General features: G+C 62.8%; 13 protein-coding genes. 2 read left to right on the forward strand and 11 right to left on the reverse strand.

Translation table 11 applies throughout. The features are described from left to right. Window positions 1-17: 17 nt before the first annotated feature. Window positions 18-650 carry a response regulator transcription factor gene (locus tag CAG00_RS13970; RefSeq protein ID WP_085664525.1) on the forward strand — a complete coding sequence of 211 codons (633 nt, stop codon included), beginning with the start codon at window positions 18-20 and terminating at the stop codon, window positions 648-650. On the opposite strand, the gene gltS is transcribed toward CAG00_RS13970, so the two are convergent. The 7 genes from gltS to arcD (CAG00_RS14005) form a co-directional block, all read right to left on the reverse strand. Beyond that, window positions 647-1,846 carry a sodium/glutamate symporter gene (gltS, locus tag CAG00_RS13975; protein ID WP_085664526.1) on the reverse strand — a complete coding sequence of 400 codons (1,200 nt, stop codon included), beginning with the start codon at window positions 1,844-1,846 and terminating at the stop codon, window positions 647-649. The genes CAG00_RS13970 and gltS overlap by 4 nt on opposite strands. A gap of 308 nt (window positions 1,847-2,154) precedes the next feature. After that, the gene (locus CAG00_RS13980; RefSeq protein WP_075043888.1) at window positions 2,155-3,663 is read right to left on the reverse strand and encodes a sigma-54-dependent transcriptional regulator; all 1,509 of its coding nucleotides are present in this window, start codon (window positions 3,661-3,663) and stop codon (window positions 2,155-2,157) included. A 186-nt stretch (window positions 3,664-3,849) separates the two neighbouring features. After that, a complete protein-coding gene (locus CAG00_RS13985; protein ID WP_085664527.1) occupies window positions 3,850-4,218 on the reverse strand; it encodes a DUF5064 family protein in 369 nt (122 codons plus the stop codon). A gap of 55 nt (window positions 4,219-4,273) precedes the next feature. After that, window positions 4,274-5,203, reverse strand: a complete 930-nt coding sequence (gene arcC / locus CAG00_RS13990; protein ID WP_085664528.1) for a carbamate kinase — start codon at window positions 5,201-5,203, stop codon at window positions 4,274-4,276. Window positions 5,204-5,383: 180 nt separating this feature from the next. Next, entirely contained in the window at window positions 5,384-6,394 is a 1,011-nt protein-coding gene (locus CAG00_RS13995) for an ornithine carbamoyltransferase (protein WP_085664529.1), read from the reverse strand. Between the two features lie 69 nt (window positions 6,395-6,463). Further along, on the reverse strand, window positions 6,464-7,717 hold the full coding sequence (gene arcA / locus CAG00_RS14000) for an arginine deiminase (protein ID WP_075043890.1): 1,254 nt from the start codon (window positions 7,715-7,717) through the stop codon (window positions 6,464-6,466). Between the two features lie 33 nt (window positions 7,718-7,750). Further along, entirely contained in the window at window positions 7,751-9,178 is a 1,428-nt protein-coding gene (gene arcD, locus CAG00_RS14005; protein WP_085616769.1) for an arginine-ornithine antiporter, read from the reverse strand. Between the two features lie 436 nt (window positions 9,179-9,614). Here arcD (CAG00_RS14005) and arcD (CAG00_RS14015) point away from each other — a divergent pair, with 436 nt between their 5' ends. Then, complete coding sequence (arcD, locus tag CAG00_RS14015) at window positions 9,615-11,042, forward strand: arginine-ornithine antiporter (protein WP_025337856.1); 1,428 nt, start codon at window positions 9,615-9,617, stop codon at window positions 11,040-11,042. Here arcD (CAG00_RS14015) and CAG00_RS14020 read toward each other — a convergent pair. From CAG00_RS14020 to CAG00_RS14035, 4 genes are all read right to left on the reverse strand, one after another. Beyond that, complete coding sequence (locus CAG00_RS14020) at window positions 11,022-11,438, reverse strand: YbaN family protein (protein WP_075043892.1); 417 nt, start codon at window positions 11,436-11,438, stop codon at window positions 11,022-11,024. The genes arcD (CAG00_RS14015) and CAG00_RS14020 overlap by 21 nt on opposite strands. Window positions 11,439-11,492: 54 nt before the next feature. Further along, on the reverse strand, window positions 11,493-12,086 hold the full coding sequence (locus CAG00_RS14025) for a biliverdin-producing heme oxygenase (RefSeq protein WP_025337858.1): 594 nt from the start codon (window positions 12,084-12,086) through the stop codon (window positions 11,493-11,495). A gap of 221 nt (window positions 12,087-12,307) precedes the next feature. Continuing rightward, a complete protein-coding gene (locus CAG00_RS14030; protein WP_085664530.1) occupies window positions 12,308-14,911 on the reverse strand; it encodes a TonB-dependent receptor in 2,604 nt (867 codons plus the stop codon). 267 nt (window positions 14,912-15,178) lie between these two features. After that, complete coding sequence (locus tag CAG00_RS14035) at window positions 15,179-16,138, reverse strand: FecR domain-containing protein (RefSeq protein WP_075043895.1); 960 nt, start codon at window positions 16,136-16,138, stop codon at window positions 15,179-15,181. Between the last annotated feature and the right edge of the window lie 24 nt (window positions 16,139-16,162).

A 16,162-nucleotide genomic window follows, 5' to 3' on the forward strand; every position in this document is an offset into this window, starting at 1 on the left:
CAAACCTCGAGGCCCCCATGAGCGCAACCCATCCGGTCAGAATCGCCCTGGTCGACGACCACGTCCTTGTGCGTGATGGCGTCAAGGCTCTGCTGTGCGCGATCCCGCATTTCGAGGTGGTCGGCCAGGCCGAGTCAGCGGCCCAGGCAATCGAGCTGGTAGCAAGCACTGAACTGGACATCCTCCTGGTCGATGTAGGGCTTCAGGACATGAATGGGTTGGAGCTCACGCGCAAGCTGCGCGAGCTCTACCCGGATATCAGGATCCTCATGCTGAGCATGTACGACAACCAGGAGTACGTGCGCACTTCCATCAGTTCCGGAGCGCTAGGTTACGTGCTGAAGAACGCGCCCTCCGCAGAGCTTATCGCGGCCATCGAGGCCATCGCTGCGGGAGGACGCTTCTACAGCTCGGAAATCACTCGCAAGCTCGCCGGGAGCAACCGGGACGAGCACGAGCTGACACCCCGTGAACTGCAAGTGCTGTCAATGATCGCCAAGGGGCACAACAACAAGAAAATGGCCCGAGAGCTGGATATCAGTGTTCGAACAGTCGAAACCTACCGGCTTAGCATCAGGCGCAAGCTCAACATCGATACGCCTGCGGCACTGGTGAAATACGCCCTGGAACATGGCCTGACCTCGATCTAGGCAAACCAGGGCAGCGCCAGATACAGCTTGATGACGATGACATTGATGATGTCGATGAAGAACGCCCCCACCATCGGCACCACCAGGAAGGCAATGCGCGAGGCTCCGTAGCGCTGGGTCACCGCTTGCATGTTGGCGATTGCCGTAGGCGTTGCGCCCAGGCCGAAACCACAGTGCCCGGCAGCCAGTACCGCTGCATCATAGTTGCGGCCCATGACCCGGAACGTGACGAATATCGCGAACAGTGCCATGACCAATGTCTGTGCGGCGAGCAATGCAAAGAACGGTAATGCCAGCGCTGAAAGGTCCCACAACTTGAGCGACATCAAGGCAATGGCCAGGAATAACGACAAGCTCACATTGCCCAATACCGAGACTTCCCGCTCGAAGACTTGATAAAAGCCGAGCGCCGAAAGGCCGTTTCGCAACACCACGCCCACGAACAACACGCAAACGAACGTTGGCAGTTCAAACGCAGTGCCTTTCAGCAAACCGTTAAGTAACGAGCCCGCCAGCAAACTGACAGCGATCAGCGCCAGTGTTTCGATAAATGAAAACGGTGTAATCAGGCGCTCCTTGTCCGGTTGTTCGAAACCTTTGGGCAGTTGTGGTGCTGCTTCTTCGATACCAGGTGTCGTTACCCGCTTGATCAGCAACCGGGCGACCGGACCACCAATCAGGCCACCCAGTACCAGGCCGAAGGTAGCTGATGCCATTGCCAGTTCGGAGGCCGACGCCAGGCCAAACTTTTCGGTGAAAGTGGCCCCCCACGCAGCGCCTGTACCGTGGCCGCCGGACAAGGTGATGGAGCCAGCCAGCAGACCCATCAGCGGGTCGAGCCCCAGTGCCGTTGCCAGGCCGATGCCCATGGCGTTCTGGACCAGCAGCAAGCCGGTTACCACCAGCAGGAACACGGTCACCACGCGGCCACCTTTTTTCAGGCTGGCGAAGTCTGCACTCAAGCCGATGGTAGCGAAGAATGCCAGCATCAGAGGGGTTTGCAGTGAAGTATCGAATTGCACGTGGATATCGAAACTGCGCAACGCCAGGAACGCCAAGGCCACTACCAGGCCGCCAGCGACAGGTTCCGGAATATTGTAAGTGCGCAAGAAACCAATACGCGCGACCAGGCCGCGTCCCAATAACAGTACCAAAGAGGCGGCTACAAGCGTCCCGTAAAAATCGAGTTCAAACATCAGGTGCTCTCGTTATATCCAGTAGCGGACCACTTCCCGCTATGGGGCGGACAAGTGGGGTGACAGGTGGGAATACACTGTCACCATTCTACGAGGCATCCGTGGGAGAGTATCTTTCACTGGCGTAGGAAAAGCCTGAATAACAACCGGATTATTACAATAACTATCAGGGGCCGCTTTGCGGCCCATCGCAGGCAAGCCAGCTCCCACAATTACCGTGACAACCTCGAGAGCAACGCCGTACCTATGGGAGCTGGCTTGCCTGCGATGGGCTGCGTAGCAGCCCCGTTGACGCTATCTGGCAGGTATCAGGCTTTGCCCGGTATTCCATATTTGCGCAGGCGCTGCGCAATGGCGGTATGTGAAGTTTGCAAGCGCCCGGCCAGTTGCCGCGTCGATGGGTAGCTGGCGTACAGGCGTTGCAGCAGCTCGCGCTCGAAATCGCCCACGGCCTGTTCCAGGCTGGCCACTTCGCCGTCCAGGCCACGGGCCACCGAGGTGCCGGCGATGTCCAGGTCACCGATATCCACCAGGTTGCCCTCGCAGATGGCTGCGGCGCGGAATATCACGTTCTGCAGCTGGCGCACATTGCCCGGCCAAGGGTTGGCCAGCAGTGCCGAATGGGTGGCCGGGGTCAGCCGGCACGGTGGGCGCTGGATCTGCGTGCAGGCCTGCTGCATGAAGAAATGCGCCAGCATCAGGATGTCCTGGCCACGGTCCCGCAGCGGTGGCACTTGCAGGTTGAGCACGTTCAGGCGGTAGAACAGGTCTTCGCGGAAGCTGCCTTCGGCGACCATGCGCTCCAGGTCGCGGTGGGTGGCGCTGATGATGCGTACATCCACCTTCACTTCGCGGTCGCCACCCACCCGGCGGAAGCTGCCATCGCTGAGAAAACGCAGCAGCTTGGCCTGCAGGTATGGCGACATCTCGCCGATTTCATCGAGAAATACCGTGCCCTGGTTGGCCAGCTCCATCAGCCCGGGCTTGCCGCCCCGTTGCGCGCCGGTGAAGGCGCCGGGGGCGTAGCCGAACAGTTCGCTCTCGGCCAGGCTCTCGGGCAGCGCGGCGCAGTTCAGGGCCAGGAATGGCGCCGCGTGGCGGCTGCTGATGGCGTGGCAGGCGCGGGCTACCAGCTCTTTGCCGGTGCCGGTTTCGCCATGCACCAGCAGCGGTGCATCGAGCGCCGCCACGCGCAAGGCGCGGGCCTTGAGGGTGCGGATGGCCGGTGACTCGCCGAGCAGGGCATCGAAGCCTTCGGCATGGTCGTGGTGCATGGCCGACAGGCGTTCGCCCATGCGCGTGGGTGGGTACAGCGTCAGCAGGCCACCGGCGTTGGTGATCGGCATGGCATCCAGCAGCAGGCTCTGGCCGTTGAGCTGCATCTCGCGCATGGGCAGGTGGAAGTTGTTGTCCAGCAGGGCCTGCAGCAGTGCCGGGTCGCCGAACAGTTCACCCACCGAGCGCCCGGCCGATTCGCGGCCGCACAGCTCGATCAGCGCCGGGTTGGCCAGCAGCACCTTGCCGGCACTGTCCACGGCCAGCACCGGGTCGCTCATCGCCGCCAGCAGGGCATCGAGCTGCAGGTGCCGGCGTTGGCCAGGGAGGATGTCGACCACGTCCACCGATTGCACGCCATGTACCTCGAACAGCGCGTCGTGCAGTTCTTCGAGCACGGCGGGGCTGAGGGTAGGGGCGTCGATGTAGACGTTCGGCGGGACCATCTCCACGGCGTCCAGGTTGAGGTTGCGGGCACCGAGCAGGGCGAGGACTTCCTGGGTGATGCCGACGCGGTCGATGAAGCTGACGTGGATGCGCATGGGGAGGGTGCGGTTGTGGCTGGGGGAGGGCGGTAGTATGCCTCAACATTGTCGGGGCCGCTTTGCGGCCCTATCGCGACGCAAGGCCGATCCTACAGGTACAGCGCCACGCCCGAAATTGGCGCGATCCCTGTAGGAGCGGCCTTGTGTCGCGATGGGCTGCAAAGCAGCCCCCGGTTCTTGAAATCACTCCAGATGTTCAGGCTTGATCGGATCGCCCGACTTCACATCCAGCTTTTCGCGAATGTCCGCGAACATATGGTCATAAAGCTTGTGCGGCGAACCCAGGCTCTCGAATTTCTTCGGTGACGGCAGGTACGACTGCGCCCTTCGGCTCAGTTGCATGAGGAAGCTGGGCAACACCTGGTCCTTGGCCAGGAAGAACTTTTCTTCCACTGGCTTGCCTTCGATGCTGCCATGCATCTTGAACTGGATGCCTCTGCCTTCCTTGGGGTCCGACACTGCCTCGTATTCGATGTTCAGGTCATAGCTGTGGTCGTTCTGGTTCAGCGCGGTGCGCTCGATGTGTACATGACCGGGCTGGTACTGGGCCATGGCAAGCTCCTTTGGAAGGTCGAAAATGGCGGGCGCTGGCGCCCGCCTACTGCATTCAACGGTAGCTGATCCCCGGCTTCGCGGTGGAAACCCGCGTGCCGGCGGTGCCTTTGACGATGTCTTCGATGTTCTCCAGCGAACTGATCACTGCCACTTTGCCGGTGTTGCGGGCAAAGTCGCAGGCCGCCTGCACCTTCGGCCCCATGGAGCCGGCGGCAAAGCCGAGGCGTTCGAGTTCGTCGGGGTGGGCCTGGGCAATGGCCTTTTGCGTGGGCTTGCCCCAGTCAATATAGGCCGCATCGACGTCGGTAGCGATTATCAGAAGGTCGGCGTCCAGCTGTTCTGCCAGCAGGGCCGAGCACAGGTCCTTGTCGATCACCGCCTCGATGCCCTTGAGCTTGCGGTTCTCATCGTACATGGTGGGGATGCCGCCGCCGCCGGCGCAGATCACGATGCTGCTCTTTTCCAGCAGCCACTTGATCGGGCGGATCTCGAAGATGCGCTTGGGTTTCGGGCTGGCCACCACACGGCGGTACTTGTCGCCGTCGGCCTTGACCACCCAACCCTTTTCCTTGGCCAGGCGCTCGGCCTCTTCCTTGCCATAGACCGGGCCGATGAACTTGGTCGGGTCCTTGAAGGCGGGGTCGTTGGCGTCCACTTCGACCTGGGTCAGCAGGGTGGCGAACGGCACCTCGAAGGCCAGCAGGTTACCCAGTTCCTGTTCGATCATGTAGCCGATCATGCCCTCGGTCTCGGCACCCAGCACGTCCAGCGGGTAGGCCTCGTCGGGCTTGTAGGACAGGCCCTGCAGCGACAGCAGGCCAACTTGCGGGCCGTTGCCGTGGGCGACGACCAGCTCGTTGCCTGGGTGGATCTTGGCGATCTGTTCGGTGGCGGTGCGGATATTGGCGCGCTGGTTGTCAGCGGTCATGGGCTCGCCGCGACGCAGCAGGGCGTTGCCGCCCAATGCAACAACGATACGCATGGGGAATGTCCTTTAACGAAAGAAGGGAGCGCTGCTCTCGACCGGTATCGCCGCCCCCTTGTGGGAGCGGGTTTACCCGCGAAAGCGTCAGCCCATGCAACACGGCTGGTGCTACTGACGCATTCGCGGGTAAACCCGCTCCCACAGGGCTTCGGGTTGCCCGGCTTGCCGAGTCAGCCTTTACAGGTCAGCCAGTGTCGACACCAGGATCGCCTTGATCGTGTGCATGCGGTTTTCCGCCTGCTCGAAGGCGATGCAGGCCGGCGACTCGAAGACGTCGTCGGTCACTTCGATACCGTTGGCCAGGTCCGGGTACTGTTCGGCGATCTGCTTGCCTACCTTGGTTTCGGAGTTGTGGAACGCCGGCAGGCAGTGCATGAACTTGGTCCGCGGGTTGCCGGTGGACTTCATCAGCTGTGCATTCACCTGATACGGCTTGAGCAGCTTGATGCGCTCACCCCAGGCTTCGATCGGCTCACCCATCGATACCCACACGTCGGTGTGCACGAAGTCCACACCCTTGACCGCGGCAACCGGGTCTTCGGTGAGGGTGATGCGCGCGCCGCTTTCCTCGGCGTACTTGCGGCAACGCTCGACCAGGTCGTCATGCGGCCACAGCGCCTTGGGCGCGGCGATGCGCACGTCCATGCCGAGCTTGGCGCCAATCAGCAGCAGCGAGTTGCCCATGTTGTTGCGGGCGTCGCCCAGGTAGGCGTAGCTGATGTCGTGCAGCGGCTTGTCGCTGTGCTCACGCATGGTCAGCACGTCGGCGATCATCTGGGTGGGGTGGTATTCGTCGGTCAGGCCGTTGAACACCGGAACACCGGCGAACTTGGCCAGTTCTTCGACGATTTCCTGCTTGAAGCCACGGTACTCGATGGCGTCGTACATGCGCCCGAGCACGCGGGCGGTGTCCTTCATGCTTTCCTTGTGGCCGATCTGCGAGGAGTTCGGGTCGATGTAGGTGACATTGGCGCCCTGGTCATAGGCGGCCACTTCGAAGGCGCAGCGGGTACGGGTAGAGGTTTTTTCGAAGATCAGCGCGATGTTGTTGCCTTTCAGGTGCTGCTGCTCGGTGCCGGTGTACTTGGCGCGCTTGAGGTCGCGGGACAGGTCCAGCAGGTAGCGCAGTTCGCGGGTGCTGTGGTGTTCCAGGCTGAGCAGGTTGCGGTTGTGAATATTGAACGCCATGACTTTTCTCCTTGAGTTTGGTGAGCACACCGGCCGCCGCTTTGTGAGGGCGGCCGGGGGTAATGGTCGTTAGTAGTCGATCGGGTCGCGCACGATCGGGCAGGTCATGCAGTGGCCGCCGCCCCGGCCCCGGCCCAGTTCGCCGGCACTGATGGTGATGACCTCGATCCCGGCCTTGCGCAGCAGGGTATTGGTGTAGGTGTTGCGGTCGTAGCCGATGACCACGCCCGGCTCGATGGCCACCACGTTGTTGCCGTCATCCCACTGTTCGCGCTCGGCGGCGAAGCTGTTGCCACCGGTCTCCACCACGCGCAGCTTGACCCCAAGCTGCTCGCCCACCACTTCGATGAACGACTTGTTGATGCGGCGCACGTCCATGCCGTAAGGCTTGCTTTCGTCCGGACGGATGATGAACGGCACGATCTCTTTCACCACTTCCGGGAAGACCGTGACCAAGTCGCGGTCGCAGAAGCTGAACACGGTATCCAGGTGCATGGCGGCGCGCGATTTCGGCAGGCCTGCGACGATCACTTCCTTGACGGCGCCCTTGGCGAACAGGTTCTGCGCGAGCTGGCCGATAGCCTGGCGCGAGGTACGCTCGCCCATGCCGATCAGCACGATGCCCTTGCCGATCGGCATGACATCGCCGCCCTCGAGGGTGGACTGGCCATGTTCCTTGTCCGGGTCGCCATACCACACCTGGAAGTCGGCGTTGGTGAACTGTGGGTGGAACTTGTAGATGGCGGTAGTCAGCAGGGTTTCCTGGCGTCGCGCCGGCCAGTACATCGGGTTGAGCGTGACGCCGCCGTAGATCCAGCAGGTGGTGTCGCGGGTGAACTGGGTGTTGGGCAGCGGTGGCAGGATGAAGCTGGAGTGGCCCAGGTAGTCGTTGTACATCTTGACCACCTCGGCACCTTCGCTCTGCGGCAGGTCCTGCCCGGCGACGCCGCCGATCAGGAACTCGGCCAGGTGGCGTGGCTCGAGGCCTTCGAGCCAGCTGCGCACTTCATTGGTCAGGCCGACACCGACGGTGTCGGGGGTGATCTTGCGATCGAGGATCCACTTCAGTGCCTCGGGTTGCTGGACGATGTCGGTCAGCAGGTTGTGCATCTCCAGCACATCCACGCCACGCTCGCGCATCTTGGTGACAAAGTCGAAATGGTCACGCTTGGCCTGGTCGACCCAGATCACGTCGTCGAACAGCAGCTCGTCACAGTTGCTCGGCGTCAGGCGCTTGTGCGCCAGGCCCGGCGAGCAAACCATGACCTTGCGCAGTTTGCCGGCTTCGGAGTGGACACCGTACTTCTGTTTTTCAGCGGACATGATTTCATTCCTCCAGTTGAACGAAGACGTGGGTCAAAGAGTCAGGAAGCCGTCGTACAGGCCAAAGGCTGCCACCAGGGCGCCGATGACCACGGCTGCGAAGATCAGTTTTTCCACGTTGGTGAAGACAGGTTGGCCGACCTCACGCTTGGCCTTGGCGAACAGGATCGCGCCAGGTGCGTAGAGCAGGGCCGAGAGCAGCAGGTATTTCACGCCACCGGCGTAAAGCAGCCAGACGGCGTACAACAGGGCGATACCACCGATCACCAGGTCCTTCTGCCGTTCGGCCAAGGCCTGCTCGTAGGTTTCGCTACGCACTGCCAGCAGCACGGCATAGGCTGCCGACCACAGGTAGGGCACCAGGATCATCGATGTGGCCAGGTAGATCAGCGACAGGTAGGTGCTGTTGGAGAACAGCGTGATCACCAGGAAGATCTGCACCATGGCGTTGGTCAGCCACAGGGCGTTGGCCGGTACCTGGTTGGCGTTCTCGCGGCGCAGGAACTCCGGCATGGTGTGGTCCTTGGCGGCGGCGAACATGATCTCGGCGCACAGCAGCACCCACGACAGCAGGGCCCCGAGCAGCGAGATGATCAGGCCGACGCTGATCAGCACCGCGCCCCAGTGGCCGACCACATGCTCCAGCACGGCAGCCATCGACGGGTTCTGCAGCTTGGCCAGTTCCGGTTGGGTCATGATGCCCAGCGACAGTACGTTGACCAGTACCAGGAACAGCAGCACGGTGACGAAGCCGATGACCGTGGCCTTGCCCACGTCAGAGCGTTTTTCCGCCCGCGACGAGAAGATGCTCGCACCCTCGATGCCGATGAACACCCACACGGTGACCAGCATCATGTTGCGCACCTGGTTCATCACGCTGCCAAGCTCTGGTGTGCCCAAGGCCCAGATGTCGGCGGTGAAGATGTCGAGCTTGAAGGCGAACAGGCAGATCAGGGCGAACAGCAGCAGTGGCACCACCTTGGCCACGGTGGTGACCAGGTTGATGAACGCCGCTTCCTTGATACCGCGCAGTACCAGGAAGTGCACGGCCCACAGCAGCACCGACGCGCCGATGATGGCGGCCGGGGTGTTGCCTTCGCCGAAGATCGGGAAGAAGTAGCCCAGGGTGCTGAACAGCAGCACGAAGTAGCCGACGTTGCCCAGCCAGGCACTGATCCAGTAGCCCCAGGCCGAGGAGAAGCCCATGTAGTCGCCGAAACCGGCCTTGGCGTAGGCATACACCCCGCCATCCAGGTCAGGCTTGCGGTTGGCCAGGGTCTGGAACACGAACGCCAGGGTCAGCATGCCGACCGCGGTGATCGCCCAGCCGATCAGCACAGCGCCAACCCCTGCGCTGGCAGCCATGTTTTGCGGCAGCGAGAAGATCCCGCCACCAATCATCGAACCGACGACAAGTGCAACTAACGCGCCGAGCTTTAGTTTTCCGGATGAATCAGACATTTAACAACTCCTGCCAGGAGAAAGTTGACGACAGAGTAAATCCGACGCCGCTGCCATTCGCTGACTTGGGTCAGTTCATGGCGACGTGAAGTAGGAAAATTCCTTCACGAAGCTCCTGGAGAGTGCCGACAACTTATGCTGCAGGGCTTGCACGCTGGCACCTCCATGTCCTTCTAGAGCAAACGCTCTGTTCAGCCTGCGATGCTTGAAGCTAGCCGCTTTTGCCGCTTTCGCAAATTTTTCACAAGAATTTCGAGTTTTATCGGACTCTTTTCTAGTTGCTCGGGAGCTGCTAGTTTTTACTCGAAGGGTGACATAGACAAAGCAGTTATTAGTGCTATAGCTTCATTGATCAGGATCATTATAAGTAACACCATTTATATGGCCCGCATGGCTGTTTCAAGCCCATGACAGCGCGCAAAAAAAAGGAAGGCTCATGAGCGAACCGGGACAGAAGCTGCGCCTGGGCGCGCTGATCGCGTTGGTGGTCGGCTCGATGATTGGTGGCGGGATCTTCTCGCTGCCGCAGAACATGGCGGCGCGTGCCGATGTGGGGGCGGTGCTGATCGGCTGGGGGATCACCGCGGTCGGCATGCTGGCCCTGGCGTTCGTGTTCCAGACCCTCGCCAACCGCAAGCCAGAGCTGGACTCGGGGGTGTACGCCTACGCCAAGGCCGGCTTTGGCGAGTACATGGGCTTTTCCTCGGCCTGGGGCTACTGGATCAGTGCCTGGCTGGGCAACGTCGGCTACTTCGTGCTGCTGTTCAGCACCCTGGGCTTTTATTTCCCTGTGTTCGGTGAGGGCAACACGCCAATTGCCATCGGTTGCGCCTCACTGCTGCTGTGGGCGGTGCATTTCCTGGTGCTGCGCGGTATCAAGGAAGCGGCGTTCATCAACCAAGTGACCACCGTGGCCAAGGTGGTGCCGTTGCTGATTTTCGTGGTGATCGCCGCGTTCGCCTTCCGCGCCGATATCTTCACCCGTGACATCTGGGGCCTGAGCAACCCGCAGTTCGGCAGCGTGCTGGAGCAGGTGCGCAACATGATGTTGGTCACCGTGTTCGTGTTCATCGGCATCGAGGGCGCCAGCGTGTATTCCGGGCGCGCCCAGCGCCGCTCGGATGTGGGCAAGGCCACGGTGATCGGTTTCCTGGGGGTACTGGCGCTGCTGGTGCTGGTCAACGTGCTGTCGCTGGGGGTGATGACCCAGCCGGAACTGGCCGGGTTGCAGAACCCGTCACTGGCCTCGGTGCTGGAGCATATCGTCGGGCCCTGGGGCGCCTTGCTGATCAGTATCGGCCTGGCGATTTCGCTGCTTGGCGCGCTGCTGTCGTGGGCGTTGCTGTGCGCCGAGATCCTCTTTGCCACGGCGCGGGACAAGACCATGCCGCGCTTCCTGGCCAAGGAAAACGCCAATCACGTGCCGGCCAACGCCCTGTGGCTGACCAACTGCATGATCCAGGGCTTCCTGCTGATCACGCTGTTTTCTGCCGGTACCTATACCAGCCTGATCTACCTGGCCTCGTCGATGATTCTGGTGCCCTACCTGTGGTCGGCGGCCTACGCCGTGCTGCTTGCGGTGCGTGCAGAAACCTACGCCGGGCAGCCGGCCCTGCGCCGCAAGGACCTGCTGGTGGCGCTGGTTGCCCTGGTGTATGCCGTGTGGCTGTTGTACGCCGGCGGGCTCAAGTACCTGTTGCTGTCGGCGCTGCTGTACGCGCCGGGCGTGATCCTGTTCGCCAGGGCCAAGCATGAGCAGGGAAAAACCTTGTTCACCACTTGGGAAAAGCTGATCTTCGCCGCCGTGCTGGCAGGTGCCGCCTTGGCGGCCTATGCCCTGTACTCAGGGCTGCTGAGCTTGTGACGGGGCAGGGCAGGGGGCGTGCTCGGGGCGGGACCAGATCCACAGGTTGCCCAGGGTCATGCCGGCAATGGCCAGGAACACCGGCCAGCGGTGTTCCAGGAATGTCAGCATCAGGCCCGCGCACAGCAGCATGCTGAGGGTCGCGCTGACCTTGGCCCGGCGCTGGATCACCTTGCCATTGCGCCAGTTGTGCAGGATCGGCCCGAACAGCCGGTGGTTCTCCAGCCAGGCAGACAGGCGCGGCGAACTGCGCGTGGCCGCCCAGGCGGCCAGCAGGATGAATTCGGTGGTCGGCAGGCCGGGAATGACGATCGCGACCAGGCCCACGCCCAGGCTCACGTAAGCCAGGAGCGCATACAGCAGGCGGGCGAGTTTCGAGCGGGCGGGTCGGGTCATGGTCTCACTGCATAAAACGGTTCGGCCACCGGTAGGGTGGCCGGCTACGGCGTGTCAAACCAGCGCGGCATCCGCGGCGTAGGCGTGCTTGAGCAGCTCGGTGAAGCGCTCGAAGGCAGCAACTGCGCCGCGTTCGGCAGCGGCTTCCTCTTCGGCCGACAGGGCCAGGCCATCAAGAATGCGGGTGAACTGCTTCCAGCCTTCGGCACGGCCACCGGCCGGTTCGCCCAGGTGTCGGGCACCGAAGCTGTCGGACAGTTCCAGGGCCACGGCACGCTTGATCAGAAACGCAGCGCCCAGTTTGGAGCCTTCGGAGACGAAGATCCAGCCCATTGCCTCGCCCAGGCTCGGGTTGCGCAGGGCTCCCGGCACGGCTGGCGGTACTTCGGTGTCGAGGTCGGCGAGGTCCAGGCGGGCCTGTTCGGCGCGGCAGCGCTCCGCCAGGTCGGGGACGATGGCGATCAGTTGCGGGTCGTTGTACAGAGCCTGCAGCTCGGCCTGGAACAGGTACTGGGCGACCACGAAGCGGGCGAAGCTTTCGCGGCTGTCGAAGGGCGCGTGGGCTTTGACCAGGGCATCCAGTTCGGCGTGGGGGGCGTGGGTGATCTGGTTGAGGCGCTGGGAGCGCAGGGCTGGGCGGTCGGTCATGGGGCAGTCCTTGGAAAAGGGGCGTCTAGAGACAAGACGAAACAGCGGGGGTGGGACAGTAAAAAAAGCTGGTATTTGTGCTGGTAGTGCTGGCCTCTTCGCGGGTAAACCCGCTCCCACAGGGACATTACAGCCCCGAGGTCTGCGCAATACCTGTGGGAGCGGGTTTACCCGCGAAGAGGCCGTCACTGACGAAACAAACCTGTCAGCGATAATCCAGGTCAGATATCCCAAACCACATTGATGCCGAAGTTGCGCCCCGGCATGGTCAGGCGGTCGATGTTGGCCGGCTGGGTCACGGCCGCTTCACCCTGGCCGTCGTAGCTGCGTACCGAATCCCACTGCCAGTACTTCTTGTCGGTGAGGTTGTACAGGCCGGCGTTGATGGTCACGTCGTCGGTGATCTCGTAGTAACCGGTCAGGTCCAGCACCCCATAGCCGGGGGTACGGAACTTGGAACTCGAGCCGTCGGGCGAGTAGAAGGTGCTGTCGTCGACGCGGGTCTTGCGCTTGACCAGTGTCCAGCTCAGCAGGCCGCCGTAGTGCTGTTGTTCGTAACCCAGGCCAAACACGCCCTTGAGCGGGTTGACGCTGTTCAGTGGCTCGCCGGTGTCATCGTTGCGGCCATAGGTGTAGGCGATCGAGCCTTGGGTATACAGGCCCTGCGGCGCACCGAAGTGGTCGAGGTTCAGGCGGCCCTTGACCTCGGCACCCTTGATGGTGGCGTGCTTGATGTTGTTGGCCTGGAAAGTCTGCTCCAGGTTGGCGCTTTGTACGGCGTCTTCGTCGATGAAGTCGCGGTACTTGTTGTAGAACACAGCCACGTCGAAGTTGCCGGCGTCGAAGTTGCCACGCAGGCCGGTTTCATAGCTTTTGCTTTTTTCCGGTTCCAGGCCCGGGTTGCCTTCGACGCGGTAGCCTTGCTCGATGTTCTCAAATTTCCCGTACATGGATTTGGCAGTCGGGGTGCGGAAACCTTCGGCGTACTGGCCATACCAAGTGTAGTTGTCGTTGAAGGCGTAGGTCAGGCCGAATTTGGGCGAGACGCGATGCCACTTCTTGTCCGAGTCGTCCTGGGAGGTGGGTGCGGTACCGCTGGACTCCAGGCCACGCAGGAATTCCTCGGTGAACCTGGGCTCCATGCGCGTGTAGTCGTAACGAGCACCAGGCATGAAGGTCCAGTTGTTCCAGCGGATTTCATCCTGCACGAACAAGCTGTAGGTGTTCACGGTCGGGTCCGGGAAGTCGCTGACCAGGGCCTGGCCGTCTGCCGGGCGCTCGGCGCCAGCGGCAGAACAACCTGAACCAACGGCCAGGCAGGTGCCAGTGCCGCTGCGCGAACCGGTGACCTTCTCGTGCTTGAGGGTGGTGCCGTAGGTCAGCAGGTGGTCGGTGGCGCCGAGGCTGAAGGCCTTGTCCAGCTGGGCGTCGAATACCCACTGGCGGTCCTTGTAGGTGGTGTCGCGGGTACGCAGCACCTGACGGCCAGGTGGTGCGTAGACTTCTTCGGTGTGCTGGTCGGTCTTGGCGATCTGATAGTTCAGGCTCCACTTCACATGGTCGGCCACCAGCGAATCCAGGCCGAACTCATGGTTGATGCCAAAGCGTTCGCGGGTGATGGTGTCGTTGCCATTGCGCGCCTTGTAGTAACCCGAGGCACCAAAGCCAGGAATGAACGGCCCGCCCACCGCACTGAGGATGTTCTGGTCGCGGTCATCCTTGTAGCGTTCGTAGGTGAAACCCAGGCGCGCGTCGTCGGCGTAGTTCCAGCCCAGCTTGGCCAGCACGTTTGTGGTGCGCACGTCCATCGGGTTGGCTTCGGTTCGGGCCAGGCCGTCACCGCTGTGGCCGCCGTGGGTCTCGGTTTCGTGGCCGTTGCGCTGGCTCAGGTGCAACAGGCCGTCGAAGTCGCCCTGGCGGCCGGCGACGGTGGCGGAGGTCAGCCAGCTTTCGTCGGCCGAGCTGTAGCCGGTCTTCAGGCGGGCGCCTGCGTCCTTGCCGGGCTTGATGATGTCGTCCGGGTCGAGGGTGAAGTAGCTCACCGCGCCGCCGATGGCGTTGCTGCCGTACAGCACCGAAGCCGGGCCGCGGAGGATTTCCACACGCTTGACGATCTCCGGGTCCACGTAGTTGCGCTGGGTCTGGGCGTAGGGGCCGAAGAAGAAGCTGTCGGGGATCGACACCCCATCGACCTGGGTGAGGATGCGCTCGCCGTCGATGCCACGGATGTTGTAGCCGTTGAGGCCGCTGCGCTGGCCGGTGCCGGCTACCGACACGCCCGGTTCGTAGCGCACCAGGTCCTGGATGTTGTTGACGTTCTGCCGGTCCAGTTGCTCGCGGGTCTGCACGCTGACGGTGCTCGGCACCTGGCTGACGTCCTGGGCGCTGCGGGTGGCGCTGACGGTCACCTGCTGCAGGGCAATCACATTGGCGCTGGCCTGGCGTTCGAGCACCACATTGCCGTTGCTGATCTTGCGAAAGCCCAGGCCGGTGCCGTGCAGCAGGCGCTTGAGTGCGGCTTCCGGCGGCAGCGAACCCTGCACCCCTGGCGATGCCACGCCGTCGGCCAGTTCGGCGCTGAAGCCGACCTGCCAGCCGGTGACCTGGCTGAAAGCATTGATGGCCGAAACCAGCGGCTGCTGGCCGATGCTGAAGCGGTAGTCGCCCATGCGCGGGCTGCTGGCCTGTGCCGGCTCGGCGGCCAGTGCCGGCAGGCTGATGGCGCCGCTGGCGAGCAGGGCGAGGCTCAGTAGGGAAAGGCTCAGGAGGGGCAGTTGCCCTCCATGGCGAGGAAGAGTGGAGGGGCGGGTAGGACCTGTGGACATCGGAAGCGCTCCCTGACGCGCGGACTGTTATAGGTGATGGCTGTCCTCGTTTTCAAACGAGAATCAGTTGCATTGGCTATAACGAGACGGGCGGGGTAGCGCGACTGCGTAAAAAAAGTTGGATTGCGGTCTGGCGATCGGTATCGCGATTTCTGTGGGAGCGGGCATGCCCGCGAAACAGGCACCGCGGTGGATGGCACGGGCGTTGCCCGTGTTCGCGGGCACGCCCGCTCCCACAGGGACCGTGTCGGGTTTCAGATTTGCGGATCAGTTCAGGATGACCAGTGCCGGGAACTCATGCAGCTGTGCCGAGGTGATGTGGGCCAGCGCGCGCAGGGTTTCCAGCGGCTGGTCGAGGCGGTAGTTGCCGGTGACCGCCATGTCTTCCAGCTGCGCGTTGCGGTTGATGATCCAGCCCGGGTAGTAGCGCTGCACCTCGGCCAGCACCTGGCTCAGCGGGCAGTTCTCGAACACCAGGCGGCCGTCGACCCAGGCCAGGTCCTTGTGCATGTCGGGGCGCTGGCGCTGGCCGAACCCCTGGGGGCCGACGCTGATGCTGTCGCCGGCACTCAGGCGGATGCGCTGGTCGCGGCCCCCCTGCAGGTCGACATCGCCGCGCTGCACCCGCACCTGTGCCTCGCCGTCGAGGTAGCGCACGGCAAAGTCGGTGTCGCGCACCTGCGCGCGCAATGGCCCGGCCTGCACTTCCAATGGCAGCAGCGCGCCCTCGGGGACCTGGAAATAGGCCTCGCCTTGTAGCAGGCGGGCGATCTGGCGGCCGTCACGCTGCTCGCTGGCAAATGCCGAATTGGTGTTGAGCAGCACTTTCGCGCCGTCTTCCAGCTGCAGGCGCTGGCGCTCGCCCACCACCGTCAGGTGGTCGGCCTGCAGGCGCATGGGCAGGTTGCCGAGGGTGAACAGCCCGACCAGCAGCAGCGCCGCCGTGGCCAGGGGTTTCCAGTGGCTGCGCAGGCGCCCGCGCCACGAGCGGCGCTGTTGCTGATGCATCTGCACGGCCACCTGGTGCAGCGGTGCGCCGTTCCACAATGCTTCTGCCTCGACATAGGCCTCGGCATTTTCCGGCGCTGCGCTCAGCCAGGCTTCGAAGGCCTGGGTGTCCTCGGCGTCGGCGCATTGCAGGCGCACCAGCCAGTCCAGCGCCTCGTCCATGGCACGAGCACGGGCGCTGGGCCCGGCGGGTGACGGGCGAGGGGGGCTGTCGGTCACGGTGAATCCTTGAATGGTTTTTTG

This window comes from Pseudomonas sp. B5(2017) (genome assembly GCF_002112825.1).
Taxonomy (GTDB): domain Bacteria; phylum Pseudomonadota; class Gammaproteobacteria; order Pseudomonadales; family Pseudomonadaceae; genus Aquipseudomonas; species Aquipseudomonas putida_Z.

Coding starts and splice junctions, on each gene's coding strand:
- CAG00_RS13970 (WP_085664525.1), top strand. CDS start 18: ATGAGCGCAACCCATCCGGTCAGAATCGCCCTGGTCGACGACCACGTC.
- gltS (WP_085664526.1), bottom strand. CDS start 1,846: ATGTTTGAACTCGATTTTTACGGGACGCTTGTAGCCGCCTCTTTGGTA.
- CAG00_RS13980 (WP_075043888.1), bottom strand. CDS start 3,663: ATGCGCATCCACGTCAGCTTCATCGACCGCGTCGGCATCACCCAGGAA.
- CAG00_RS13985 (WP_085664527.1), bottom strand. CDS start 4,218: ATGGCCCAGTACCAGCCCGGTCATGTACACATCGAGCGCACCGCGCTG.
- arcC (WP_085664528.1), bottom strand. CDS start 5,203: ATGCGTATCGTTGTTGCATTGGGCGGCAACGCCCTGCTGCGTCGCGGC.
- CAG00_RS13995 (WP_085664529.1), bottom strand. CDS start 6,394: ATGGCGTTCAATATTCACAACCGCAACCTGCTCAGCCTGGAACACCAC.
- arcA (WP_075043890.1), bottom strand. CDS start 7,717: ATGTCCGCTGAAAAACAGAAGTACGGTGTCCACTCCGAAGCCGGCAAA.
- arcD (WP_085616769.1), bottom strand. CDS start 9,178: ATGTCTGATTCATCCGGAAAACTAAAGCTCGGCGCGTTAGTTGCACTT.
- arcD (WP_025337856.1), top strand. CDS start 9,615: ATGAGCGAACCGGGACAGAAGCTGCGCCTGGGCGCGCTGATCGCGTTG.
- CAG00_RS14020 (WP_075043892.1), bottom strand. CDS start 11,438: ATGACCCGACCCGCCCGCTCGAAACTCGCCCGCCTGCTGTATGCGCTC.
- CAG00_RS14025 (WP_025337858.1), bottom strand. CDS start 12,086: ATGACCGACCGCCCAGCCCTGCGCTCCCAGCGCCTCAACCAGATCACC.
- CAG00_RS14030 (WP_085664530.1), bottom strand. CDS start 14,911: ATGTCCACAGGTCCTACCCGCCCCTCCACTCTTCCTCGCCATGGAGGG.